General features: G+C 70.9%; 22 protein-coding genes and 2 tRNA genes. 15 read left to right on the top strand and 9 right to left on the bottom strand.

Annotated elements, in window-relative coordinates; translation table 11 throughout:
- Nucleotides 1-25 precede the first annotated feature (25 nt).
- Nucleotides 26-640, top strand: coding sequence for a hypothetical protein (locus tag AC5DRG_RS26480; RefSeq protein ID WP_491801930.1), 615 nt, complete (start codon nucleotides 26-28; stop codon nucleotides 638-640).
- 265 nt (nucleotides 641-905) lie between these two features.
- Here the strand turns inward: AC5DRG_RS26480 and AC5DRG_RS26475 are convergent, their stop codons facing one another.
- The 3 genes from AC5DRG_RS26475 to AC5DRG_RS26465 form a co-directional block, all read right to left on the bottom strand.
- A complete protein-coding gene (locus AC5DRG_RS26475) occupies nucleotides 906-1871 on the bottom strand; it encodes a DUF5926 family protein (RefSeq protein WP_491801929.1) in 966 nt (321 codons plus the stop codon).
- Between the two features lie 160 nt (nucleotides 1872-2031).
- On the bottom strand, nucleotides 2032-2670 hold the full coding sequence (locus AC5DRG_RS26470) for an ATP-binding protein (RefSeq protein ID WP_491801928.1): 639 nt from the start codon (nucleotides 2668-2670) through the stop codon (nucleotides 2032-2034).
- A gap of 127 nt (nucleotides 2671-2797) precedes the next feature.
- Nucleotides 2798-3625, bottom strand: a complete 828-nt coding sequence (locus AC5DRG_RS26465) for a glycerophosphodiester phosphodiesterase (protein WP_491801927.1) — start codon at nucleotides 3623-3625, stop codon at nucleotides 2798-2800.
- A gap of 258 nt (nucleotides 3626-3883) precedes the next feature.
- Here AC5DRG_RS26465 and AC5DRG_RS26460 point away from each other — a divergent pair, with 258 nt between their 5' ends.
- From AC5DRG_RS26460 to AC5DRG_RS26450, 3 genes are all read left to right on the top strand, one after another.
- Nucleotides 3884-5368 (top strand): S1C family serine protease, encoded by a 1485-nt coding sequence (locus tag AC5DRG_RS26460; protein WP_491801926.1) that lies wholly within the window; start codon nucleotides 3884-3886, stop codon nucleotides 5366-5368.
- A gap of 65 nt (nucleotides 5369-5433) precedes the next feature.
- Nucleotides 5434-5520 (top strand) — tRNA-Ser (locus tag AC5DRG_RS26455).
- 71 nt (nucleotides 5521-5591) lie between these two features.
- Nucleotides 5592-5882: a zinc-ribbon domain-containing protein gene (locus AC5DRG_RS26450; protein WP_491801925.1), complete on the top strand. Its 291-nt coding sequence runs from the start codon at nucleotides 5592-5594 to the stop codon at nucleotides 5880-5882.
- A gap of 42 nt (nucleotides 5883-5924) precedes the next feature.
- Here AC5DRG_RS26450 and AC5DRG_RS26445 read toward each other — a convergent pair whose 3' ends face one another.
- Nucleotides 5925-6371: a hypothetical protein gene (locus AC5DRG_RS26445; protein ID WP_491801924.1), complete on the bottom strand. Its 447-nt coding sequence runs from the start codon at nucleotides 6369-6371 to the stop codon at nucleotides 5925-5927.
- Between the two features lie 52 nt (nucleotides 6372-6423).
- Nucleotides 6424-7290, bottom strand: a complete 867-nt coding sequence (locus AC5DRG_RS26440; RefSeq protein WP_491801923.1) for a bifunctional DNA primase/polymerase — start codon at nucleotides 7288-7290, stop codon at nucleotides 6424-6426.
- A 353-nt stretch (nucleotides 7291-7643) separates the two neighbouring features.
- Between AC5DRG_RS26440 and AC5DRG_RS26435 the strand changes: the two genes are divergently transcribed.
- The 8 genes from AC5DRG_RS26435 to AC5DRG_RS26400 all read left to right on the top strand — a co-directional run bounded on the left by AC5DRG_RS26435 (nucleotide 7644) and on the right by AC5DRG_RS26400 (nucleotide 15669).
- Nucleotides 7644-7955 (top strand): hypothetical protein, encoded by a 312-nt coding sequence (locus tag AC5DRG_RS26435; protein WP_491801921.1) that lies wholly within the window; start codon nucleotides 7644-7646, stop codon nucleotides 7953-7955.
- A 186-nt stretch (nucleotides 7956-8141) separates the two neighbouring features.
- Nucleotides 8142-9317: an acyl-CoA dehydrogenase family protein gene (locus AC5DRG_RS26430; RefSeq protein ID WP_491801920.1), complete on the top strand. Its 1176-nt coding sequence runs from the start codon at nucleotides 8142-8144 to the stop codon at nucleotides 9315-9317.
- A 26-nt stretch (nucleotides 9318-9343) separates the two neighbouring features.
- Nucleotides 9344-10309, top strand: a complete 966-nt coding sequence (locus tag AC5DRG_RS26425) for a bifunctional MaoC family dehydratase N-terminal/OB-fold nucleic acid binding domain-containing protein (protein ID WP_491813163.1) — start codon at nucleotides 9344-9346, stop codon at nucleotides 10307-10309.
- Nucleotide 10310: 1 nt separating this feature from the next.
- A complete protein-coding gene (locus tag AC5DRG_RS26420) occupies nucleotides 10311-11390 on the top strand; it encodes an acyl-CoA dehydrogenase family protein (RefSeq protein WP_491801919.1) in 1080 nt (359 codons plus the stop codon).
- Nucleotides 11387-11782, top strand: coding sequence for a MaoC family dehydratase (locus AC5DRG_RS26415; protein WP_491813162.1), 396 nt, complete (start codon nucleotides 11387-11389; stop codon nucleotides 11780-11782). Before AC5DRG_RS26420 ends, AC5DRG_RS26415 begins: the two co-directional genes overlap by 4 nt.
- Nucleotides 11779-12978, top strand: coding sequence for a lipid-transfer protein (locus tag AC5DRG_RS26410; RefSeq protein WP_491801918.1), 1200 nt, complete (start codon nucleotides 11779-11781; stop codon nucleotides 12976-12978). Before AC5DRG_RS26415 ends, AC5DRG_RS26410 begins: the two co-directional genes overlap by 4 nt.
- Before the next feature lie 146 nt (nucleotides 12979-13124).
- Nucleotides 13125-13697, top strand: coding sequence for a SigE family RNA polymerase sigma factor (locus AC5DRG_RS26405; RefSeq protein WP_491801917.1), 573 nt, complete (start codon nucleotides 13125-13127; stop codon nucleotides 13695-13697).
- A gap of 328 nt (nucleotides 13698-14025) precedes the next feature.
- Nucleotides 14026-15669 (top strand): long-chain fatty acid--CoA ligase, encoded by a 1644-nt coding sequence (locus tag AC5DRG_RS26400; protein WP_491813161.1) that lies wholly within the window; start codon nucleotides 14026-14028, stop codon nucleotides 15667-15669.
- A 104-nt stretch (nucleotides 15670-15773) separates the two neighbouring features.
- On the opposite strand, the gene AC5DRG_RS26395 is transcribed toward AC5DRG_RS26400, so the two are convergent.
- Nucleotides 15774-20051 (bottom strand): PAS domain-containing protein, encoded by a 4278-nt coding sequence (locus tag AC5DRG_RS26395; protein WP_491801916.1) that lies wholly within the window; start codon nucleotides 20049-20051, stop codon nucleotides 15774-15776.
- A gap of 216 nt (nucleotides 20052-20267) precedes the next feature.
- Nucleotides 20268-20729: an SSI family serine proteinase inhibitor gene (locus AC5DRG_RS26390; protein WP_491801915.1), complete on the bottom strand. Its 462-nt coding sequence runs from the start codon at nucleotides 20727-20729 to the stop codon at nucleotides 20268-20270.
- 178 nt (nucleotides 20730-20907) lie between these two features.
- Here AC5DRG_RS26390 and AC5DRG_RS26385 point away from each other — a divergent pair.
- Nucleotides 20908-21001: transfer RNA gene (locus AC5DRG_RS26385), tRNA-Ser, on the top strand.
- A 60-nt stretch (nucleotides 21002-21061) separates the two neighbouring features.
- Here the strand turns inward: AC5DRG_RS26385 and AC5DRG_RS26380 are convergent.
- Both AC5DRG_RS26380 and AC5DRG_RS26375 read right to left on the bottom strand, forming a co-directional pair.
- The gene (locus AC5DRG_RS26380; RefSeq protein ID WP_491801914.1) at nucleotides 21062-22570 is read right to left on the bottom strand and encodes a tyrosine-type recombinase/integrase; all 1509 of its coding nucleotides are present in this window, start codon (nucleotides 22568-22570) and stop codon (nucleotides 21062-21064) included.
- Nucleotides 22571-22577: 7 nt separating this feature from the next.
- A complete protein-coding gene (locus AC5DRG_RS26375; protein WP_491801913.1) occupies nucleotides 22578-23336 on the bottom strand; it encodes a hypothetical protein in 759 nt (252 codons plus the stop codon).
- 100 nt (nucleotides 23337-23436) lie between these two features.
- On the opposite strand from AC5DRG_RS26375, the gene AC5DRG_RS26370 reads away from it, so the two are divergent.
- Both AC5DRG_RS26370 and AC5DRG_RS26365 read left to right on the top strand, forming a co-directional pair.
- Nucleotides 23437-23685: a helix-turn-helix domain-containing protein gene (locus AC5DRG_RS26370; protein WP_491801912.1), complete on the top strand. Its 249-nt coding sequence runs from the start codon at nucleotides 23437-23439 to the stop codon at nucleotides 23683-23685.
- Nucleotides 23682-24038, top strand: coding sequence for a helix-turn-helix domain-containing protein (locus AC5DRG_RS26365; RefSeq protein WP_491801911.1), 357 nt, complete (start codon nucleotides 23682-23684; stop codon nucleotides 24036-24038). Before AC5DRG_RS26370 ends, AC5DRG_RS26365 begins: the two co-directional genes overlap by 4 nt.

The raw sequence follows: 24038 nt of genomic DNA, 5'->3' as shown, positions 1-24038 counted from the left end.
GCCCAACCTCGTTATCTTCCGCTACATGCTGCGACATTCTGGGGGACGACCCCCAGACCCCCGAAGAGTTCGCCTGCTCGCCCTGTCGGGCGCCGTGGTGTGCGCGGTCGCGCTGCCGCTGGCCATGGCGTCCGCGGGCCCCGTGGGCGACGACGACCGCGCGGTCGTACGTCCCGCCGCCGATCGTTCCGACGCCGAACGTTCCGATGGCGTACGGTCCACCCCTCGCGAAGACGCCAAGGCGCCCTCCGCCGAGCCCAGCGGCTCCCCGCTGCTGCTCGGCCTGGGCCTGGCCACCGCCGCCCGCTGCGGTCCCGAACTCACCTCCCCCGACGGCATCGAGGCGCAGACCTGTGTCCTGACGCAGGGCGAGGACACCTGGGCGCGCACCTACTACCGCAATGTGACCGGCGGCGCGCTGGACTCCGTACTGAGCCTCATGGGGCCGGGAGGCCGCACCGTGCAGATGCACTGCGCGGTCGGCGCGGAGGACGAGCCGGGGACGTGTGAGACGCCGCGTGAGCGCACTCAGGGGCACTTGGACGCCTATGCGGCCGTCGCGGAGTTCGCGGGAGCGTCCGGGCGGGGACCGTTGCTGCTGCGCTCCGGGAGTAATCCCGGGGAGCCTGAGACCGGTTGACCTGCGGTGGGTCGGGCCGGGTGCCGTCCGCGAGTCGTGGCGCATGGAAAGACCCGGTTGCTGGCGACGGGGGATGCACCAGCAACCGGGCTATTGGAACGGTAACAAGAGATCGGCCGTTCGCAAATTCGATCTCCGGGCTTGGTCGGGGAATTGGCCACCGACTCGCCTGTCAGAAAGGGGAGTTGTGACTGGACTCACCCGATTCACCAGGGCCTGAGCGGCTGACCGACCAGTCAGCCGCTCCGAAGACCTTGGCCGTGACTCAGCTGAGAGTCACCTGTCGGTTCGTCAGGCCGCCGCGCGCGCGGCGCTCGTCGGCGGTCAGCGGCGCGTCCACGGCCAGCGCCGCGGTGAGGCGCTCGGCGAACTCGGCCGCCGGCTTCTCGACGTCCTCCGCGGTGACCCCGCTCGGCAGGTCCCAGACCGGCACAGTGAGCCCGTGAGCACGGAAGGAGCCCACGAGGCGCGTGCCTTCCCCGAGGCTCGACGTCCCGGCCGCGTGCAGCCGCGCGAGGGCGTCCAGAAGGTGCTCCTCGCCGTACGGCATGACCCAGCGCAGGTGGTTCTTGTCCGGGGTCTCGCACCAGTAGGCGGCGTCCACGCCGGTCAGCCGCACGGTGGGGATCGCCGCGGCGTTGGCCCGCTCCAGGGACGCGGTCACGTCCGGTGTGGCGTTCTCCGAGTCCGGGACCCAGAACTCGAAGCCCTCGTGCACAACTGGCTCGAACGCGCCTTCGGGGGCGAGCAGATCCTGCAGTCGCGGACCCTCGGCCGGGGCACGGCGGCCCTGGATCGGAGTGCCGGGCTGGGCCTCAAGGGCGCGCTGGAGGGTGTCGGCGAGGTCGCGGCTGATGTCGCCGGACGCCGTGTCGTTCTGCAGGCCGAGCAGCACCGAGCCGTCGTCGCGGCGCAGGGCCGGCCAGGCCATCGGCAGGACCGTGGCGAGCGTGACCGACGGGACACCCTCGGGAAGGCCGTCCTTCAGCGTCAGTTCGACCGTGGCGGCCGGCACCAGCTCGCGCAGGGCCACCCAGTCGCCCTCGCTCGGCAGGCCCTCGAAGGGGCGCTGCACCAGCTCGGTCACGGCGTGCGCGGCGGCCCGGCCGTGGCAGGCCTTGTAGCGGCGGCCACTGCCGCAGGGGCAGGGTTCGCGGGCACCGACGACCGGGATCTCAGCGTCTGTGAGCTGAGGCCGCTGGGCCTTCGTCTGGGGTCGCTTCTTGGCCATCGTGGGTGTCTCCCGGTTACGGCTCGTCTCGTACGGGCGGGAGCCTAGCCGTTCACGCCTTGACGGACGGGACCCTGTGGACAACGCACGGCCTGTGGACAACGCGCCGGCTGTCCCGCCCCATGCCGATGCAGGGGGTCTGCTCGGTCAGCGGGCCGGCTCAGTCCCGGTCGTCGAACGCGTCCGCGAAGTCCATGTCCGACATGGACGGAACCCGAGGGGCCACGACGCGCGCGGCGAAGTCGTCGCGACGGTGGCGGGCGTCCCTGTCGTGCATGTCGTCGTGGACGACGACCCACACCGTGACCTCGCCCCGGGCGTCGTCCCGCACGCCCCAGTCGTCGGCCAGTGCCGTGATGATGTTCAGCCCGCGGCCGCCGTGCGCGGTCACCGAGGGGGTGGCCGGAGCCGGGCGGGTCGGGCCGCCACCGTCCGTCACCTCGACCGTGAGCCTGCCGCCCCCGTCCACACGCCACGCGGCCCGGACGTCACCGTCCCCGGCCAGAGCGTCACCCAAGGGCCGACCGTGTTTGCACGCATTGCTCAAAAGTTCGGAAAGGATCAGTACGGCATCGTCGATGACCGATTCCGAAACACCGTTCGTACGCAACTGATCACGCATTCGGTGTCTTGCCTGGCCCACGCCCGCAGGGCCATGGGTTACGGCCATGCTCGACGACGTGGGCACCTCCTGTGCCACCACCAACGCCACCCCCGAGACCTCCTTCGCCCCACGCCACGGTGTGGATGCCCCATTGGCCTGAACCGGAAACCGGCCAACCCAGGTACGGTGACGCATTCGCAACGATCGAACACGGGCCGAACGCGCCGGAGCACTCCCTGTAGCCGAGTGGCTTGATTTCGATGGTGTGGCCGAGGGCGTCAGGCTGCTTCAGCCCGGCGGCCGGGTCAAGGGCCGTGACCGATCAGCGACCCAGTTGATGCAGTACCGCGCGCGGGCGGTTCGTGATGATGGCGTCAACGCCCAGGTCGACGCAGAGGTCGACGTCCTCGGGCTCGTTCACGGTCCACACGTGCACCTGGTGGCCGGCCCGCTTCAGGCGCTCGATGTACGCCGGATGGTTGCGCACGATCCGCATCGAGGGGCCCGCGATCCGGACACCCGCCGGCAGCCGTCCGTCACGCAGCCGGGGCGAGACGAACTGCAGCAGATAGACCGTCGGCAGCGTCGGCGAGGCGGCACGCACGCGATGCAGCGAGCGCGCGGAGAAGCTCATGACGCGCACGGGAGATTCGGCGGCCGAGGCCGGCGCGTCAAGCCCGAAACGCTTCAGGAGCACCAGCAGCCGCTCCTCGACCTGGCCCGCCCAGCGCGTGGGGTGCTTGGTCTCGATGGCCATCTCCACCCGGCGCCCCGCGTCGGCGACGAGCTCGAGGAGCCGCTCCAGGGTGAGGACGGAGGTCTCCGCCGGATCCTCGGGCAGGTGCTCCCAGTCGGGCTCCTCGTCGCGGGTCTTCCAGACGTCGCGGTTCTTGCGGGACCCGAAGTCCAGGGCGGCCAGCTCGGCGAGCTCCAGGGCCGAGACCGCTCCGCGGCCGTTGGACGTACGGTTGACGCGACGGTCGTGAACGCAGACCAGATGGCCGTCCGCGGTCAGCCGTACATCGCACTCGAGGGCGTCGGCGCCGTCCTCGATCGCCTTCTTGTACGCGGCCAGGGTGTGCTCGGGAGCGTCGTCGGAGGCTCCGCGGTGAGCGACGACTTGAATCCGGTGCTGCCGTGCGTGGGTCACCGCGTCATGGTGCCACCGAGAAGGGGTATCCCGGGGATCGGGGTGATGTCGGAATGCGGCCGTCACGCCAGAAAGGTCTCATATAAGCGTTGGCCACAGACCCACAGGCACCGCTTATGGTGCTCTGACGGCCTGTGGGAAAAGCTGACGGCATACAAAAGCAATCGCACAGCTGAATCGCGCCGGACCGTCCACAGGCATGAGTGAGCGTGACCGAGTGCGACCGAGGACAACAGCCGTGGATCGAGGAGAAAAGCTGTGAGCACCGAGAACGAGGGCACTGCGGTACCCCCGGCCCCGTCCGCACCTCCCGTGCCGGTGGAAACTCCCGCAGCTTCCCCGCACGCAGCCCCGCCCGAGGGGAGCGCGCCGACGACTCCGATCCCGGCGGTGCCCCAGGACGCCCCCGGCGCACCGGAGCAGCCGCTGGTGCACGCGGGGCCCGCCCCGGCCTACGCGTCGTCGGGAGCCACCGGACCGCACGGGCCCGAGGGCACGGGGTCCGCCCCGGACGCCTCCTGGCCGCCCCCGCCGCCCGCCACGCCCGCGTACGCGGACGGCGGCGCCGGCTCGGGCGACGCCTGGGGTGCGTCGTACCAGCAACAGCCCACGCCCAAGCCCGGCGGCGGTCGCGGTGGCCTGATCGCCGCGGTCCTGGTGGCCGCGCTGGTCGCGGGCGGCCTCGGCGGTGGCCTCGGCTACGCGCTGGCCAAGAACAACGACGACTCCTCCAGCTCGACGACGGTCTCCGCCTCGGACAGCGGCGGCGAGGTCAAACGCGCCGCCGACACGGTCGCCGGCGTGGCCGAGAAGGCGCTGCCGAGCACCGTCACCATCGAGGCGGAGAGCAGCAGCGGCGAGGGCGGCACCGGCACCGGCTTCGTCTTCGACACCGAGGGCCACATCGTCACCAACAACCACGTGGTGGCCGACGCGGTGGACGGCGGCAAGGTCACGGCGACCTTCCCCGACGGCAAGAAGTACGACGCCGAGGTGGTGGGCCACGCGCAGGGCTACGACGTCGCCGTCATCAAGCTCAAGAACGCCCCGTCAAACCTCAAGCCGCTCGCCCTGGGCGACTCCGACAAGGTGGCCGTCGGCGACTCGACGATCGCGATCGGTGCGCCCTTCGGCCTGTCCAACACGGTCACGACGGGCATCATCAGCGCGAAGAACCGCCCGGTGGCCTCCAGTGACGGCAGCGGTTCGAACGCCTCCTACATGAGCGCCCTGCAGACCGACGCGTCGATCAACCCGGGCAACTCCGGAGGCCCGCTGCTCGACGCGCAGGGCAACGTCATCGGCATCAACTCCGCGATCCAGTCCACCAGCAGCGGCGGCCTGGGCGGCACCAGCCAGTCCGGCTCCATCGGCCTGGGCTTCGCCATCCCGATCAACCAGGCGAAGTACGTCGCCCAGCAGCTGATCAAGACCGGCAAGCCCGTCTACGCGAAGATCGGCGCCTCGGTCTCCCTGGAGGACGGCACCGGCGGCGCGAAGATCACGGAAGAGGGCGCCAGCGGCTCCGACGCCGTCGAGGCGGGCGGCCCGGCCGCCGAGGCGGGCCTCAAACCCGGCGACGTCATCACCAAGCTCGACGACCACGTGATCGATTCCGGCCCCACCCTGATCGGCGAGATCTGGACCCACCAGCCCGGCGACAAGGTCAAGATCACCTACGAGCGCGACGGCAAGACCAACACGGTCGAACTCACCCTGGGCTCCCGCGTCGGCGACAGCTGACCCCACGCACCGCACTCCCGACCCGTTACTCTTGTCCCCGCGCCGCCGATCACCGGCCGGCGCGGGGTGGGTTGCCCGAGCGGCCTAAGGGAACGGTCTTGAAAACCGTCGTCGCAGCGATGTGACCGTGGGTTCAAATCCCACACCCACCGCGCTCGCGGTAAGGGGTGTTCCTCATGGAGGGACACCCCTTACGGCATTCCCAAGAAGAAGGGCCAATGGCGTGATCATCTTCGGTACCAAGGGGTACTTGTACCAGCTCGCGATACTGACCCTGGTCTGCGGCCAGTGCGGCAACCCCGCCGCGCACACGCTCAGGAAGCGGGTCACGAAGTTCACCCTGTTCTTCGTGCCGCTGTTCCCGTTCTCGACGAAGTACACGACGCAGTGCACCTTCTGCGGCGCGGAGTCGAAGGTGACCAAGGAGCAGGCGGAGCAGCTGCAGGCGCAGACCGCGAGCGGTCAGGGCGGCCAGGCGCACGGACAGCCGCAGCAGCAGCCGTATCAGTCCTGAGGACAGGCCAAGGGCCACTGCAACGCGGTCGGTTCGGGCCGCTCAGAGCTCGTAGTCTCGCGCCAGCTCCTCCCACGCCACTTCCCGGAGCCCGCTCTCCGCATCGCACCCCGACGGCATCCGCGAGGTGGGCTGGAACCAGATGACCGTCAGGTGGGAGGCATCCAGGTTCGGGTCGAGGGGTGTGGAGTGAAAGGTGCCGACGCAGGCCACCGCCGGCAGCACCTCCACCGGGCCGAGGGCGCCCGCGTACTGGTCCGGGTACTCCCGCGGAGGGGGAACGAGGTGCACCGGCGCGGCCGGGTAGGCGCGCTCGGCGGACCGCAGCAGGCCCTTGATCTTCAGCTCGTTGACCGGCTTGCAGGGATAGCCCACCGGTGTTCCGCCGTACGTCGAGGAGAGCCGCAGGTCGGCCAGGTCGAGCGAGCGGCCGGAGGCGAGGACGACCCGGGCCAGCGACATGGTCGGCGCTCTGAAACGGTCTTGCATCTGGTTCCTTTGGTTCCCTTGGTTCTTGCGGCCCCGCTGCCCGCCCCGCTTCTCACGGACGCTGCCCCGTCATCCGGGCCGCCGAGGCGATCGTCGCGCGGGCCTCGCGTTCGGTGAGACCCGTGTTCACGGCCGCCTCGACCAGCGGGGCGATCAGGTCGGGGCCGATGCCGTTCTCGTAGGCGCGGCAGGCGGCCCAGTAGAGGCGGGTGTTGCGCTGGCCCTCGTGGGCGGCGAGGACGAACTGGACGAGGCCCTGGCCGTGCTGGCCGGCGGACGGGGGCGTGGGGTGGTGGGTGCGGGGCGGGGGAAGCAGGAGGCGTAGCAGGGCTCGCGGGCAGGGCGCGGGGGCCAGGTGTGCGGTGCCCGGGGCGGTGCCGTACACGCCGTGTTCGGTGCGGGAGCCGGGGCCGACGAGGTAGCCGCCGGCGCCGCGGATGTCGATGCCGGGGGCGAGGCGGCCCGCGGAGTTGGGGACGACGGTGTCCGGCGGGCCGCTGAGCCAGAGGTGGCGGCCGCCGCTGGGGGTCAGGACGACCACGGTGGCGGGGATCGTGAACAGGTGGCGCAGCGCGAGCTCGCGCAGGGCCGCGGAGGAGTCGGTGCCGGACTTGGTGTCCAGGTCGACGCCGATGAGGTGGTGTGGGGGGAGCCCGCAGGCGATGCCGTAGCCGGTGGCCCAGGGGGCAGCGGCGAACAGTTCGCGGATGCGCGCGGGGTCGGTCGAGGCGTCGTAGATCCCGTGGCCGAGGCGGCCGCACTCGCCGTGGCACGGCTCGGGCGCGGGGTCGTCTCGGTGCGGGGAGCGCAGGGCCGGGAGTTTCGTCCGGGACAGAGGAATGACGGCCAGTCCGCGTTCCGCGGCTGACAGGGCGTGTGCGAGGGCCAGCGTCGTGGCCTGCCGGTCGGTGGTGGCCATGACTCCATGTTCGTACGAGTGTTCGAAAAAGGGAAGGGGGGGCGGGTGCGACTCGCCGGGTCTGTCGGATTGGCCGGAAAAGTGGCGGAACGTTTCCCCCCTTGCGGCAGTTGGGGGCTGCTGCCCTTACTGCCCTGAGCTGCGGCTTCAGAGGTGGCAAAGGGGGTTTATCGACTTGTCATCACACTTGAGGTGGAATAGGGGCTTCCGGGGTGGTTCGCCGGGGATTCGGTGGGCAACTCTGGTCTCGCGACGTCGTGCAGCACACCGAGGCGGTCGGCCAACTGCCTTGGCAGAAGCCGCAGTTCTGGCTTCACGTACTTCAAGCTCTGCGCCTGTTCTGGAGGAACAACATGGCAAGCATCCGTACCGCCCGCGTCATCGCCGCCGTCTCCGCACTGCCGCTCGCAGCCGCCCTCTTCACCGGCGTCGCGGCGGCCGACAACGGCGCCTTCGCGGACGACGGATCGAACGCGGGTGTGGCGACGGTCAGCGGCAGCGGGGTCGGACACGACAACAACGGCAACTCGTCCACCACGCAACAGCAGGCGATCGGTTCCGGCGCCTCGAACCAGAGCAACACCGCCCAGGTCAACGGCTCCGCGTTCACGGCCATCAACCAGGGGAACGAGAACGTGGCCATCAACTTCGCCAGCCTCTGGTAACCCGCCAACTCCCTTGCGGGGGGTGCTCTGTGGGGTGGTAACGCGTCTGCGCGGCGGTGTTTCGGTGCCGCCGCGCAGACGTTTTTCGTGAGCCGTCATCCCGTGCGGGAGCGACCTTGACAGTGGTTTGTATCTGACGGACAGTCAGAAACCATTGTTCGTACGAGGTCCAGGAGGCCCGCCGCCGTGCACCTCGCCCCCACCGAGCGCCAGCGACGCCTGCGCGCCGAACTCCGTACGTACTTCCGCGACCTGATGCCCGACGGGCCGCCCCGCGCGGACGACCCCCAAGGACAGCGCGCGCTGTTGCGCCGCATCGGCGCCGACGGCCGTCTCGGCCTCGGCTGGCCGGTCGAGTACGCCGGCCAGGGCCGGGGCGCCGACGAGCAGTTCGTGTTCTTCGACGAGGCGTACCGCGCGGGCGCCCCGGTCTCGATGGTCACGCTGAACACGGTCGGACCGACCCTCATGCGCTACGGCAGCCAGGAGCAGCGGGACTACTTCCTGCCCCGGATCCTGCGCGGGGAGCTCGTCTTCGCGATCGGCTACAGCGAGCCGGAGGCCGGTACCGACCTGGCCTCGCTGCGGACCCGGGCCGTGCGTGACGAGCGGGGCTGGACGATCGACGGCCAGAAGATCTTCACCTCGAACGCCCACAACGCCGACTGGATATGGCTCGCCTGCCGCACCGACCCCGACGCACCCCGCAAACACCACGGCATCTCGATCATCCTCGTCCCCACCGACGCCCCCGGCTTCTCCTGGACCCCGATCGAGACGGTGGGCGGTCAGACGACGACAGCCACCTACTACGACGGGGTCAGCGTCCCGGCGGAGAACCTCGTCGGCACCCTCCACGAGGGCTGGCAGCTCATCACCAACCAGCTCAACCACGAACGGGTCGCCCTCGCCGCGATCGGCATGCAGGCCGAGGACTTCTACGCGGCCGCGCTCCAGGCGGCGCGCACCCCCGATCCGGTGACCGGCAGGCGCCGGGTTGACGAGCCGTGGGTGCGCTCGGCACTGGCCGAGGCACAGGCCCGGCTGGCGGCAACGCGCCTGCTCAGCTGGCGTTTGGTGGCGGACGTGGGGGCGGGCCGGCTGGCCCCCGGCGACGCGAGCGGCGTGAAAGTGGTGGGAACCGAATCGGCGGTGGCGGTGTACCGAATATGTCAGCACGTCGCCGGGACGGACGGGCTGTCGGGGCTGGTGCGTTCGGGGTCGCCGGGGGTGTTCGGGGACGGCGAGCTGGAGCGGCTGAACAGGGCGGCGCAGATCAACACGTTCGGGGGCGGGGTGAGCGAGGTGCAGCGGGAGATCGTCGCGACGATGCGGCTCGGGATGACGAGGGGGCGGAGGTGACAGGCGAGTTGGACGAGCCAGATGAGATGGACGAGTTGGGGACGAGGCTGAAGGCGTACGAGGGGCGGGCGGCCGCCGTCGCCGCGGTGGGCAAGGATCCCGTCAACGAGCCGATGATCCGGCACTGGTGCGAGGCGATGGGCGACACCGACCCGGCGTACGCGGGGCCGGACGCCGTCGCCCCGCCCACGATGCTCCAGGCATGGACCATGGGCGGCCTCTCCGGGCACGAGGGGCGCAGCGCGGCGTACGACGAGCTGCTCGGCCTGCTCGACGAGGCGGGGTACACCTCGGTGGTCGCGACCGACTGCGAGCAGGAGTATCTACGGCCCCTGCACCCGGGGGACGAGATCACCTTCGACGTGGTGATCGAGTCGGTGTCGGACCGCAAGACGACCAAGCTCGGCACCGGGTACTTCGTCACCACACGGATGGACGTCCGCGCGAGCGGCGAGCCGGCGGGCACCCACCGCTTCCGCATCCTCAAGTACGCCCCCGCGCGGGGCAGACGGGCCACCTCGAAGAGCTCGGGAGGTGCCAGGCGCCCGCGCCCGGTGGTCAACCGCGACAACGCCGGCTTCTGGGAGGGCGTGGAGCAACGCCGGCTCCTGATCCAGCGGTGCACGTCCTGCGACACCCCGCGCTTTCCCTGGCTGCCGGGCTGCAACGCCTGCGGCAGCCCGGACTGGGACACGGTGGAGGCGAGCGGCGAGGGCATCGTCTACTCGTACGTCGTCATGCACCACCCCCCGTTCCCGGCCTTCGACCCTCCCTACGCGGTCGGCCTGATCGAACTCGCGGAGGGCGTGCGGATGGTGAGCAATGTGGTGGGGGTGCCGTACGACAAGGTCCGCATCGGGCTGCCGGTACGGCTGGAATTCCGGCGGTACGAGGATGACGGGGGCGGGGGCAGGGATGTGGACGGAGACGGTGACGGCCCGCTGATGCTGCCGGTCTTCCGGGTTCACGACGGCCATGGGAGCGGGGGCTGACATGGACTTCACACCGACGGAGGAGCAGGCCGCGGCCCGCGATCTGGCCGCCCGCATCTTCACCGACCTGTCCACACACGAGCGGCTGCGAGCCGCCGGCACGGACAGCGACCCCGAGCTCTGGAAGGCCCTGTGCGCGTCCGGACTGGTGGGCGCGGTGGAGGAGTTGGGCCTGCTGGGCCTCGTCCTCCTCCTGGAGGAACAGGGGCGCGTGACGGCCCAGGTGCCGTTCGCGGCGACGTGCGTGTACGGGCTGCTGGCGGTGGCGGCCCATGGCTCGGTGGAGCAGCGTGAGCGGTTGTTGCCGGGGATCGGGGACGGGTCGGTGGTGGTGAGCGGGGCGTTTCCGGCGCAGGGGGGTGTACGGGGGTCTGCCGACGGCGGACTGACCGGCACCGTCCCGGTCGTCCCCTGGCTCCGGGACGCCACGCATGTCCTCATTGCGGACGACAGCCGTCGGCTGTGGTTGGCGCCGCTCTCGGACGCCACCCGGACAGAGCCGGTCGAGCTGACCGCCCCCTGGTCGGCCGGGCGGCTCACACTCGACGGCGCGCCGGCCGAACTCCTCGGCGACGGGGGCGCCGACGAGAGTGCTGGAGGGGGCGCGTACGCCGACGTCCTGGCCACCGCCCGTACCGCCTTCGCCGGTCTCCAGGCCGGGGTCTGTGCGGGGTCGCTCGCGCGGGCCGTGGCGCACACGAACACCCGGGAGCAGTTCGGGCGCCCCCTGGCCGCCAAACAGGCGGTCCAACTCCGGGCCGCCGACGCGTACATGGACACGGAGGCCATACGCGTGACCGCGTACGAGGCGGCCTGGCGGCGTGACGCGGGGCTGCCGTACGCCACGCAGGCGCTGACCGCCGCGTGGTGGGCGTCCGAGGCGGGCCGGAGCGTCGTCCACACCGGCCAGCATCTGCACGGCGGCACGGGGGCCGACCTCGATCATCCCGTCCACCGGCACTTCCTGTGGGGGCGGCAGCTGGACGCGTATCTGGGATGCGGTGCCGAAGTGCTGCAGGAAATGGGGGAGTTGATCGTGAGCGGGGAGAGCGGCGAGGAGGCGCGGACATGGGGCAGGTGAGGGTCGGTGACGAGTTGCCGCCGCTGGAGATCGAGATCACCCGTACGCTGATCGTGGCCGGCGCGATCGCGTCACGGGACTACCAGGACGTGCACCACGACGCGGAGCTGGCGCGCCAGAAGGGCTCCCCCGACATCTTCATGAACATCCTGACCACCAACGGCCTGGTCGGCCGGTACATCACGGACCACTTCGGACCGGGAGCGACCCTTCGCAAGGTGGCCATACGACTCGGGGCACCCAACTACCCGGGCGACACGATGGTGTTGACGGGCAAGGTCGAGGAGGTGGATGGCGACACGGCGAACGTTCGGGTGGTCGGGGCCAACGGCATCGGCAGACACGTGACCGGCACAGTGACGGTCGCCATGCCGAGGAAGGACGAGGGATGAGCACCCGCACCCGCGACGCCCTCGGCGGACGGGCCGCGATCGTCGGTATCGGGGCCACGGAATTCTCCAAGGACTCGGGGCGCAGTGAGCTGCGGCTGGCGGCGGAGGCGGTGCGGGCCGCGTTGGCGGACGCGGGGCTGACGGCGGCCGACGTGGACGGGATGGTCACGTTCACGATGGACACCAGCCCGGAGATCACGGTGGCCCAGGCCTGTGGGATGGGCGAGCTGTCGTTCTTCTCGCGCGTTCACTACGGCGGCGGCGCGGCCTGTGCGACCGTCCAGCAGGCGGCGCTCGCGGTGGCGGCCGGGGTGGCGGAGGTGGTCGTCTGCTACCGGGCCTTCAACGAGCGGTCGGGGCGCAGATTCGGCTCGGGGGTTCAGCACCGGGAGCCGTCGGCGGAGGGGGCGGCGCTCGGCTGGTCGCTGCCGTTCGGGCTGCTCACCCCGGCGTCCTGGGTGGCGATGGCGGCCCAGCGCTATCTGCACACCTACGGACTGACGCCGGAGGCGTTCGGGCAGGTGGCGGTCGTGGACCGCAAGTACGCGGCGACGAACCCCGCGGCGTACTTCCACGGCAGACCGATCACCCTCGCCGACCACGCGGCCTCGCGCTGGATAGTGGAGCCGCTGCGGCTGCTGGACTGCTGCCAGGAGACGGACGGCGGACAGGCCATCGTCGTCACGTCCCTGGAGCGGGCCCGCGACCTGCCCCACCCGCCGGCCGTCATAGCGGCGGCGGCCCAGGGCGCGGGCCGCGCACAGGAGCAGATGACCAGCTTCTACCGCGACGACCTGACGGGCCTGCCGGAGATGGGCGTGGTGGCCCGCCAGCTCTGGTGGACCGCCGGGCTGGGCCCGGCCGACATCGACGTGGCGATCCTGTACGACCACTTCACGCCGTTCGTGCTGATGCAGCTGGAGGAGTTCGGTTTCTGCGGAAAGGGGGAGGCGGCCGACTTCATGGCGGAGGAGCGGCTGCCGGTCAACACACACGGGGGACAGCTCGGCGAGGCGTATCTGCACGGGATGAACGGGATCGCGGAGGGCGTACGGCAGCTGAGGGGCACGGCCGTGAACCGAATACCGGGCGCGGGCCGAGTCCTGGTGACAGCGGGGACGGGCGTGCCGACGTCGGGGCTGGTGCTTGCCCTGGATGGACAAGGGGGGAGTGCTCCCGTGGTAGGCCCGCAGTAGCCCCCAGGGGTGAACCCGTAGTAGGCGTACCCCGCTCGTCCACCCTCAGGAGGTGGAGCCAGCCCCACCCCTACAACCTGAGGGGGAGTCGTCTTCGGGACCTGCGGCCGATCCGCCGGAGGAGGGGTCGCTCATAGCGTGGAGCCATGACCACACCCGTCTGCACCAGCGCTTCGAACGCCGCTGCATCAGCGATGCAGACCCCGCATCCGAAGCACCCGACCTACCCGTCGTTCGCGTCCTACGTGAAGGCGCGGCAGCCGGTGCTGCTGCGTACCGCCCGGTCGCTGACCGCGAACCCGTGCGATGCGGAGGACTTGCTGCAGACCGCGCTCACGAAGACGTACGTCGCGTGGGAGCGGATCGAGGATCACCGGGCGCTGGACGGCTATGTGCGCCGGGCGCTGCTGAACACGCGTACGTCGCAGTGGCGTAAGCGCAAGGTCGACGAGTTCGCGTGCGACGAGATGCCGGAGCCCGAGCCGTTGCCCGCCGGGGAGGACCCGGCGGAGCAGCAGGCGCTGCACGACGCGATGTGGCGGGCGATCATGAAGCTGCCCGCCCGGCAGCGGGCGATGGTCGTCCTGCGGTACTACGAGGACCTGAGCGAGGTGCAGACGGCGGAGGTGCTCGACGTGTCCGTCGGCACGGTGAAGTCGGCGGTGTCGCGAGCGCTCGGCAAGCTCAGGGAGGACCCCGAGCTGGTGCTCGCCCGCTAGGGCCTGTCCGGCGGATCCTGTCGCAGACGCGGGGTCTGGCACGCACATCTGCCGCGTTGTCGTCACTCGCCGACGCTCCGCGTCGACTCCCTCCTCCGCCTTGCAGCTGCACGCACCAGACCCCGCTCACCGGTGATGACGGGGCACCGCCGCTTTCCTGCGACCTGATCCGCCGGACAGGCCCTAGCCGCTGACCTCTGTGAACGCAACGTGACGTGATCGATCACCCGGCCCTAGTGACATACCGCGCGGTATGTGCGCAGAATCAGCCCAACCCTTACTACCGCGTAGGCAATGTCGCCCCCGGGAGGACGCCGTGCTGAGCACGATGCAGGACGTACCGCTGCTGATCTCGAGGATCCTGACCCACGGGTCGGTGCTCCACGGAACGTCGCAGGTGACCACCTGGACCGGTGAGGGGGAGCCGCAGCGCCGCTCCTTCGCCGAGATCGGCGCTCGCGCGGCCCAGTTGGCGCACGCCCTGCGCGAGGACCTCGGGGTCGTGGACGACGAGCGTGTGGCCACGCTGATGTGGAACAACGCAGAGCACGTCGAGGCCTACTTCGCGATCCCCTCCATGGGCGCGATCCTGCACACGCTCAATCTCCGCCTCCCTCCCGAGCAGCTGATCTGGATCGTCGGGCACGCGGCCGACCGGGTCGTGCTCGCGAACGGTTCGCTGCTGCCACTGCTCGCCCCGCTGCTCCCGCACCTCAAGACGGTCGAGCACGTGGTCGTGTCGGGGCCGGGCGACCGTTCGCTGCTGGCGGGCGCGTCCGTGCAGGTGCACGAGTACGAGGAACTGATCGCCGGGAAGCCGACGACGTACGACTGGCCGGGGCTGGACGAGCGCCGGGCCGCGGCCATGTGCTACACCTCCGGGACGACCGGCGACCCCAAGGGCGTGGTGTACAGCCACCGTTCCGTCTATCTGCACTCCATGCAGGTCAACATGGCCCAGTCGATGGGCCTGACCGACCAGGACACCTCGCTCATCGTGGTCCCGCAGTTCCATGTCAACGCCTGGGGCCTGCCGCACGCGACCTTCATGACCGGCGTCAACATGCTGATGCCGGACCGCTTCCTGCAGCCCGCCCCGCTCGCCGAGATGATCGAGAGCGAGAAGCCGACGCACGCCGCGGCCGTCCCCACCATCTGGCAGGGCCTGCTGACCGAGCTGACCGCCAAGCCGCGTGACGTCAGTTCCCTCGGCCAGGTCACCATCGGCGGCTCGGCCTGTCCGCCCTCCCTCATGACCGCGTTCGACGAGCTCGGCATGCGGGTCTGCCACGCCTGGGGCATGACGGAGACCTCCCCGCTCGGCACCATCGCCCGCCCGCCGGCCCATGTGGTCGGCACGGACGAGGAGTTCGCGTACCGCCTCACCCAGGGCCGTTTCCCGGCCGGCGTCGAGGCCCGCCTCACCGGCCCCGGCGGCGAGCGCCTCCCCTGGGACGGCGAGTCGGCCGGCGAGCTGGAGGTCCGCGGCAACTGGATCGCCGGCGCCTACTACAACGGCCCCGACGCCGAACCCCTGCGCCCCGCCGACAAGTTCAGCGAGGACGGCTGGCTCAAGACGGGCGACGTCGGCACGATCTCCCCCGACGGCTACCTCACCCTCACCGACCGCGCCAAGGACGTCATCAAGTCAGGCGGCGAGTGGATCTCCTCGGTCGACCTGGAGAACGCGCTCATGTCCCACCCGGACGTCGCCGAGGCCGCCGTAGTAGCCGTCCCCGACGAGAAGTGGGGCGAGCGCCCGCTGGCCACGGTCGTCCTCAAGGAGGGCTCCACCGCCGGCTTCGAGTCCCTGCGCGCCTTCCTCGCCGACGAGGGCAAGATCGCCAAGTGGCAGCTCCCGGAGCGCTGGACGATCATCGAGGCGGTCCCGAAGACGAGCGTCGGAAAGTTCGACAAGAAGGTGCTGCGCAGGCAGTACGCGGCCGGGGAGTTGGACGTAACCCAGCTCTGACCGCCCCCAACCGACCAGCACACAGACGTACGCCGGGCCGGGCACCCAGAGTGCCCGGCCCGGCGTACGCGCACGTCATAGCCGTACGAAACAACCGTACGAAATCAGGCGGAGACCGACCCTCCGTTGGTCCCGATCCGCGCCAGCAGGTCCACGATCCGCGACTGCACCTCGCCGCTGGTCGACCGCTCGGCCAGGAACAGAACGGTCTCCCCGGACGCCAGCCGCGGCAGGTCGGCCTGGTCGACGGCGGCCGTGTACACGACGAGCGGGGTGCGGTTGAGCTGCCCGTTCGCCCGCAGCCAGTCGATGATCCCGGCCCGGCGCCGATGCACCTGCAGCAGGTCCATCACCACCAGGTTCGGCCGGAACTGCCCCGCCAGCGCCACGGCATCCGCGTCACTGGCCGCCCGCGCCACCTGCATCCCGCGCCGCTCCAACGTCGCCGTCAACGCCAGCGCGATCTCCGCGTGCTCCTCGATCAGCAGCACGCGCGGCGGGTGCTGCTCGGTGTCCCGCGGGGCCAGCGCCTTCAGGAGTACGGCGGGATCGGCGCCGTACGCCGCCTCGCGCGTCGCCTGTCCGAGCCCGGCCGTGACCATCACCGGCACCTCGGCCGCCACGGCGGCCTGCCGCAGTGACTGAAGTGCGGTCCGCGTGATCGGCCCGGTCAGCGGATCGACGAACAGCGCGGCCGGGAACGCCGCGATCTGCGCGTCGACCTCCTCGCGCGAGTGCACGATGACCGGCCGGTAGCCGCGGTCGCTCAGCGCCTGCTGCGTGGTGACGTCCGGCGCGGGCCAGACCAGCAGCCGGCGCGGGTTGTCCAGCGGCTCCGGCGGCAGCTCGTCGTCCATCGGCTGCGGCCGCGGAGCGTCCGCCACCTCGACGGCCCCGCCGGGACCGTCGAGCGGCTCGGGACCTTCGTCGGCGTTCACGTCCGGTGCCCCTATGGCGTACGACCGTCCGGCGCCGTCGGTGCTGCCCTGCGCGAGCCGCGACTGCCCGGCCAGCGACGGCTGTGCGACGGGCTGCTCGCCCGACGGATGCGGACGGGCCCCCTGGTCCGGACGCCCGCCGGCCGGATCGGGGCGCGTACCCAGCTTGCGCCGACGGCCACCGCTCGTCTGGTGCGGAGGCGGCGTGGCCGACTGCGACTGCGCGGCGGGCGCCTGCGGCGCTTGGGGCGCCTGCACCTGCGCGGCCTGCCGGCTGAACGGCACCCCCTGCCCGAGCGTCCGCACACTGATCGCCCGCCCCTGCGTGGAGTTCGGATCGACCGGCGCGCTCGCCGCCGCGGCTTCGGCGGGCAGGGGCTGGGCCGCCCGCGACTGCCCCGTCGCCTGCTCGGGCGGCAGCGGGGTGCCTGCCGACGGGGTGGTGGCGGGGGTGGGCTGCGGCGCGTTCGGGGCCGGGTTCGGTGCTACGGGGGCGGCGGCGCCGTTCGCCGGTACGGGCATGCCCGCGCCGGGAGTGCCGTCGGCGCCGGGCCACGGCTGCGGGGCCGGCTGACCCGGGGTGCCCTGAGCGGGCACGGCCTGCGCGGGGAGTTGGGGAGTGGGGGCGGGCTGCTGTGCCGGCAGGGCGACTTGCCCGGTCGCGTTCTGGACGGGGACGGGTCCGCCTTGCGGCTGGGACGCCGGCGCCGGGGCTTGGACCTGCTGGGCGGCCGTCGCGGCCGCCTGCGCGGAAACCGGTTGCCCCTGGGGCACCTGTCCGGCAACCGGTTGCGTCTGTGGAGCAACCGGTTGCCCCGGAGCGACCCCCTGCGCGGGCACGGTCACGCCAGGCTGAAGCGGCTGCCCGGGACCACCCTGAACAGGCACACCGATCTGCGCGGGCGTCCCGGCACCCTCGACCGCAGCTCCTCCTGGCTGCCCCACAGCCCGTCGACGTCGCCCCGTCGGGGCGCTGGCGGGATGTGCCTGCGGCGGCGTGTGGTCATCGGCCTGGTCATGCGGCACGGCGTCATGCCGGCCCTCGTCGAACGACCCGGCGCCCGGAACCCCCTGCCCGGGGACGGCGACGGCGTTCTGCCCATGGCCGGCGGCCGGCACCGTGCTTTCCGGCGTCCGGTCCGCCTCGGCGGGCGGCAGGGCGAAGACCGCGCGGGGACCGGCCTCCTGCGCGGCGGCGCGCTCCGTGGCGGCGGCCAGCGCACGTCGACGGCGCCCGCTCGACTGCCCGTCCGGCCCCTCGGCCGCCGCCCCTGACGGAGTGGAAGCCGCGGGCAACGCGGGCGGCAGCGCGTGCTGTTCACCGGAGTCGCGCCGAGCGCGGCGCCCTCCGGCGGGTGCGGGAACGCCCTGCGGCGGTACGGCCCCGCCCAGACCGGACCCCGAGGCGGCGGCCCCGGCGGACTGCTCGGCGGCGGTCACCACGGCGCCCGAGGACACACCTCCGGCTGCCTCTTCGACCGTACTGTCGACGTCACCGGCGCCGTCGGACGGCCGCCCACGCCGCCGCCCGGTACCGCCGGACCCCTCAACGCCCTCGGCGGCGGCAGTGGCCTCCTCGGCCGCACGCCTCCTGCGCCGCCCGGTGGGAACCGCGCCAGGAGCCGCGCCCTCCGGTTCGGAGCCGGCGCCCTCGCCGGGTACGTCGCTCTCCAGGAAGGCGTCGACAGAGGACCGTCGGGCCCGCCGCCGCCCGCCACCGGAGGCCTGCTCGGGAAGGGCGACCTCGGTGCCCGGAGCCGGTGCGGGAGCCGCGACGGCGCCCGCCCCACCCCCGAGGGGCACCTCAAGGACGTAGGCACTGCCGCTCATGCCCGGCACTTCATGCGTCTGCAGCACACCGCCATGGGCGCGCACGATCCCGCGCACGATCGGCTCGTGCACCGGGTCTCCCCCGGTGTACGGCCCGCGCACCTCGATCCGTACGACTTCCCCGCGCTGTGCCGCCGCCACGACGACGGTGTTGTCCATGTAACCGCCCGCGGACACCGGAGAGTTCCCGGTCGCGTCGACGCCCGCGACGTCCGCGACGAGATGCGCGAGCGCGGTGGCGAGGCGCTGTGGGTCGACCTCGGCCTCGATGGGCGGCGCGTGCACGGCGAACTGGACGCGCCCGGGCCCGATCAGCTCCACGGCCCCGTCGACGCCGGCCGCGACGACGGCGTCGAGCATCACCTTCGTACGAGAGATGTCGTCGGTACCGGCGTCGAGCCGCTGATACCCGAGGACGTTGTCGATGAGCTGGGTGATCCGCGAGTACCCGGCGGACAGGTGGTGCAGCACCTGGTTGGCCTCGGGCCACAGCTGGCCGGCGTCGTCCGCGGCGAGTGCCGCCAGCTCGCGGCGCAGCTCGTCGAGGGGCCCGCGCAACGAACCGCCGAGCAGGGTGAGCAGTTGGTCGTGGCGTCCGGCGAGCGCCTCGAAGCGGTCCTTCTCGCGTTCGGCGAGTGCGGCGTAGCGGTCGTCGCCCGCCGCGAGCTCCTCCTCGTGCCGCTCGGTGAGCTCCTCGACCTCGGTGACGTGCCGCTGGCGCAGCGCGGTGAGGTCGGAGGAGTGCTCCTCGGAGAGCCGCTCCAGTTCCTCCGCATGCCGCTTGTCCGCGGTCTCCTTCTCCTCGGCGAGCGAGTCGTACGGCCGCCGGTCGGTGAAGGTCATCACGGCGCCGACGAGCTGGTCGCCGTCCCGCACGGGCGCGGTTGTCAGATCGACCGAGACCTTGTCCCCGCTCCTGGACCACAGCACCTGCCCGCGCACCCGGTGCTTGCGCCCGGAGCGCAGGGTGTCGGCGAGCGGCGACTCCTCGTACGGGAAGGGGGAGCCGTCGGCGCGCGAGTGCACGATGAGCGTGTGCAGTTCCTTGCCGCCGAGGTCGCTGGCCCGGTAACCCAGTATCTGGGCGGCGGCCGGATTGACGAGCACGATCCGCCCGTCGGTGTCGGTCCCCACGACCCCCTCGGCCGCGGCACGCAGGATCATCTCGGTCTGCCGCTGCGAACGCGCCAGCTCGGCCTCGGTGTCGACGGTGCCGGACAGGTCGCGTACGACGATCATCAGCAGCTCGTCGGAGGTGTTGCCTGAGCCGTCGTAGGCCTGCTGCCCGTTCTCCAGGTTGGCGCTGGTGACCTCGACGGGGAACTGGCTGCCGTCCGTGCGCCGGGCGATCATCCGGGTCGGCTTGGTCCGCCCGCGCGGATCCATGGACTCGGGCCGCCGCATGGAGCCCGGGATCAGCCGGGAGTCGAACTCCGGCAGCAGATCGAGCAGTCCGCGCCCGACCAGCGCCGTGCCCGGCGCCTCGAAGGCCTCAAGCGCGATCGTGTTCGCGTTGACGACGGTTCCATTAGCGTTGACCAGGACCAACGCATCCGGAAGCGCGTCGAGTATGGCTGCGAGGCGAGCAGCGCCTCGGGATGGCCTGCTGCTCACGAGACGCTTCCTCCCTGTTACCGCACCTTGCCGACCGCATAGGCCATCTTGCCAATCGGCCCGCAGCGTGTCACGCGAGGGAGTCTAAGGGCAGTGGTTGCGCTCGCGACGCCGGATGAGAGGGAGGTCGCACGACGAAGTGACACAGAACGTGTGACCACCTGGCTCAGCTCCGGTTTTCCCCGCGCGACTTCACTGAGCCCTATGCGTGAGTCCCTATGAGGGAGTACGGGGCGAACGGAGATCGGGCAGCAGCGGCACGAACCGGTCCCACCGCTCGATCTGACACCCGTCGCTGCGGTCGTACGTCGTGTCGACGGGGCGTCCGGCCCAGGTCCCGGTGACATGGGCGGTGGCCGGCCCGCCGTACAGCATGGTGCAGACCCTGCCCTCGGCCACCGGCGCGAAGGCGTCCCGCCCCCACCGCGTGTTCCGCTCGACGGCCCCACAGGCGCCACCGACATCGGGGTGACTGCCCCCACCCGGGTGGCACCGAACCTCGTACGTCCCATCGGCACCGCCGCCGGCATGCCGGACGGTGACGGTGAGGTGGTCGGAGGGGAGGGCGGGGAGGGCTGCCGCGGGTCCGGCTACCGCGGAGGCGGAGGCGGAGAGCGAAGCGACGGAGGCGAGCGCGGAGACGGACACGACGGCGGTCCGTGAGATGACCTGCAACATGACCTGACTAACGCCGAACGCCGAGGGATGTTGCGGCCCCGGCCCCCTCCCCATACCCCGGACAAGGGCTTTGCTCTGCGGCCCGCCTGCCTAGTACCGTGGGAGGCGATTGGTGACACCACGCTCGACTGTGTCATCATCTGCACGCACCACTCGCGCTCGCGCGGGCGGTTGTGCTGGAGGCGTCGCCTAGTCCGGTCTATGGCGCCGCACTGCTAATGCGGTTTGGGACTTCAATCCCATCGAGGGTTCAAATCCCTCCGCCTCCGCCACCTGACCAGGGAGTTCGGCCAATTTGTGCCGAGCTCCCTGAGTCGCGTTCAGAGCCATTTTCAACCCCCTGATGGCACGGTGCTGGCACCAACCGCCGAAAGGCGATTCTGGCGCGGAATGAAGGCTGCGATCCGGCGTGTGGCGTCCTCCGCCATCTCCTCTGCCACGACGGCGTAGACGTCTTTTGTGAATGAGCTCGACGCATGCCCGAGAACCTCGCTCACGAACTTGTCCGATACGCCGGCGGCGAGCAGCATCGTCGCCGCGCCGTGACGCAGATCATGGAAGCGGATCGGCGGCAGCGTCAGCCTCATGGCCACCTCGACCGCGGCCTCGGTCGTCCGGAACTTCCGGGCGATCCGCTCGACTGACCACTTCTCCGCGGCCTTCGCGCGGATGTTGGCGTACCGCTCCAGCAGGATCCGGAAGCGGCTCGACAGGTACTCGGCCTTCAGCGCCGTGCCGTCCTCGTAGCAGAAGACGCGGCCCGCATCCTGGTACGTCTCGCCCCACTTCAGCCGCTCTTCGAGCTTCCGCTTGTGCCAGGCCCTGAGGACGCGGACGGTCTCGTCGTCGAGCGGGATTTGCCGGTAGCCGGCCTCGGTTTTGGTGTCGTCGAGTTCGTCGTCCGACTGCGCCTGAAGGACGTGCAGGCGCCGGCGCTCAAGGCTCAGGTCCTGCTCCTCGGCGCCGACCAGCTCGCCGCGGCGCGGCCCGTAGTACGCGTCCAGATGGAACGCGGGGTACAGGCGTTCCTCCGAGGCCTCCGTGAAGTCGAGGAACGCGCCGCACTGGTCGGACGACCAGACCATGACCTTCGCCGGGATGACCCCGGTCTTCTCCCACTGCTCGACCCGCTCGGCTGTCCACAGCAGGGGCTTCGCGCGGCCCTGCTTCCGCTTCCCGCCCTTGGACCGCCAGACCCCGTCAGCCGGGTTGTCCGGCCGGATCTTCGACAGCTTCGACGCGTCCGCGAGAGCTCCGTGCAGGACGGCATGGACGCGGCGGATGCGGGACTCGGAGATGGGGCGGCTGTGCAGCCGCTTGCCGTGACGGGTCGCGCGCACCTCTTGCAGTCGGCGCAGGACCTCGGTCCGCTCCTCGCGTTCGTCGGGCCGGTTGATCTTCCGCATTGCTGCGTACAGCTCGCGGATGTGCTCGTCGTTCAGGTCGACGACCTTGATGTGTCCGAGGCCCGGGCTCAGGTAGAGGTCGATGGCCTCGCGCTCGCTGTCGAGCGTGCTCTTCTTCAGGCCCTCGCCCGTCTCCGCCTCGGACGTGCGCCATGTGTACCGGCGTTCGAGGTACTGGCCGAGCGTGGTCTTTCGCTCGTCGTGGGCCTTCGGGTTGGCGGCCGTGCCGAGCACCTTGCCGAGCTCGGCCTTGCATTCGCGCTCCGTGTCGTACGGGCCGATGCGCGGTTGCCGGCGTTTCCCCTCGGCGGACTTCGGGGCCTCGTACCTGCTGTACCAGCCGCCGTGTCCCTTCTTGCTGAGGTCCGGGCACTTCTTGCCGAGGAGCCGTTTCGTCTCCGGGTCCCGGCATGAGCAGGCCTTGTACGGCTTCATGACCCCCCTATGTGGTGTCGTCTGAGGCGCGCGGCTTCCTGTCGCCCGGAAGGGCGAGGAGCCCGCGCGCCTTCGCTTCCCGGATCCACCGGTGCACGGTGGTCGGCTTCACGTCGTTGGCCTCCGCCAAGTCCTGGGCCGGCCGCGGGCTGATGGCGGCTGCCTGAAGGAACCGCTCGGCCACGTCCGCGTAGAACGCGTCCGGCTTGCGGTAGCCCTCTGGAATTTCGAGGTGCAGTTCCGGCTCGGGCGGAGGCTCGGCGGGGCGGTGGAACGCCCACTCGACGAAACTCCCTCGCGGTCCGTCGCTTGGATATCGCGGGGCACGAGGGGCAACAAAGTCCGCGAGCACTACCCGCCGAGACGGCTGATTGACAGCCGCTTCGATTCGTTCCCACGGGATGAGCCGCAGCAGCGAGCTGCCAGGGAAGTCGACTGGCTGAAGTGCCATCAGCCGCACCTGGAGAATCGCGTAGGGCGCATCTGGTCCGTTGTCGCAGGGGCCGATGTGGAGCAGGAGTACGGCGCGCGCCTGCTCGAACCCATCCGAAACGTACGAGGCCCAGCCCGAGAACTGTCGCGTTTCGAAGCTGATCGACTCACGTCCGTCGAGGCTCAGCGGGATCACGTATGGCCCGCGGGCCGCCCACTTCGCGTCGATGGAGTCGGTTGGCCGGTACGCGCCGAGCTCGAAGCCCTCCGGTACTGCGAGGTCTTCGAGCTTTGCCGGGATGGCCGGCGGCTTCTCATCGTTGTCGTCGCCCACGGCTCGAAGCTATCGCGGCTGTCCCATTTCGGCAACAGCAGCATCCACACAGTATGTTGCCGCATTGACATACGTATCGCGTCTGCGTACCGTCCTCGACATGGAAACGTATGCCGCTGCTGTGGCACACGGTCTTGCTGATCGGGTCCGTGAGTCGCAGCTTCCCCCGCCTCTGGAGCGAGCCAAGATCCGGCAGTCGTCCGGTGCTTCGCTTCGCGACTTCGCCGAAGAGCTGGGCGTGAGCCCGATGACGGTTCTTCGGTGGGAGCAGGGCAAGTCCAAGCCGCGTATGCGCCGGGCTATCGCGTACCGCCGTCTCCTCGACGCAGTCGCGGAGGCAGCAGCATGACCGCCTGGACGCGAGAGCGGATCGAGGCGCAGGGGCCCACCACAACCGTGCCGGTCCTGGCTGCGGCTCTCGGCGTCAACAAGGACACGCTCTACGAGGAGATCCGCCGCGGTAAGTGGACCTTGACTCGCGTCCTTCGTATTGGTCGCTGCATCAAGATCCCCACTGCGGACATCGTCGCTCTTCTGTACCCGTCGGAAGCGGGTGCCGCGCCGACCCCGGACGATGCATCTCTGTGCCATCACGATGGATCATCGCAGGTCACGGCGGGTGCGATTGCCCCCCAACCGCATGCCTCATGCGGTTGTACCCATGAGGGTTCGGCGGTGATCCGCCCCCTCCGGGGCGCATGA

This window comes from Streptomyces sp. JLBG701, from assembly GCF_058544905.1.
This window is presented reverse-complemented; position numbering and strand designations above follow the sequence as displayed.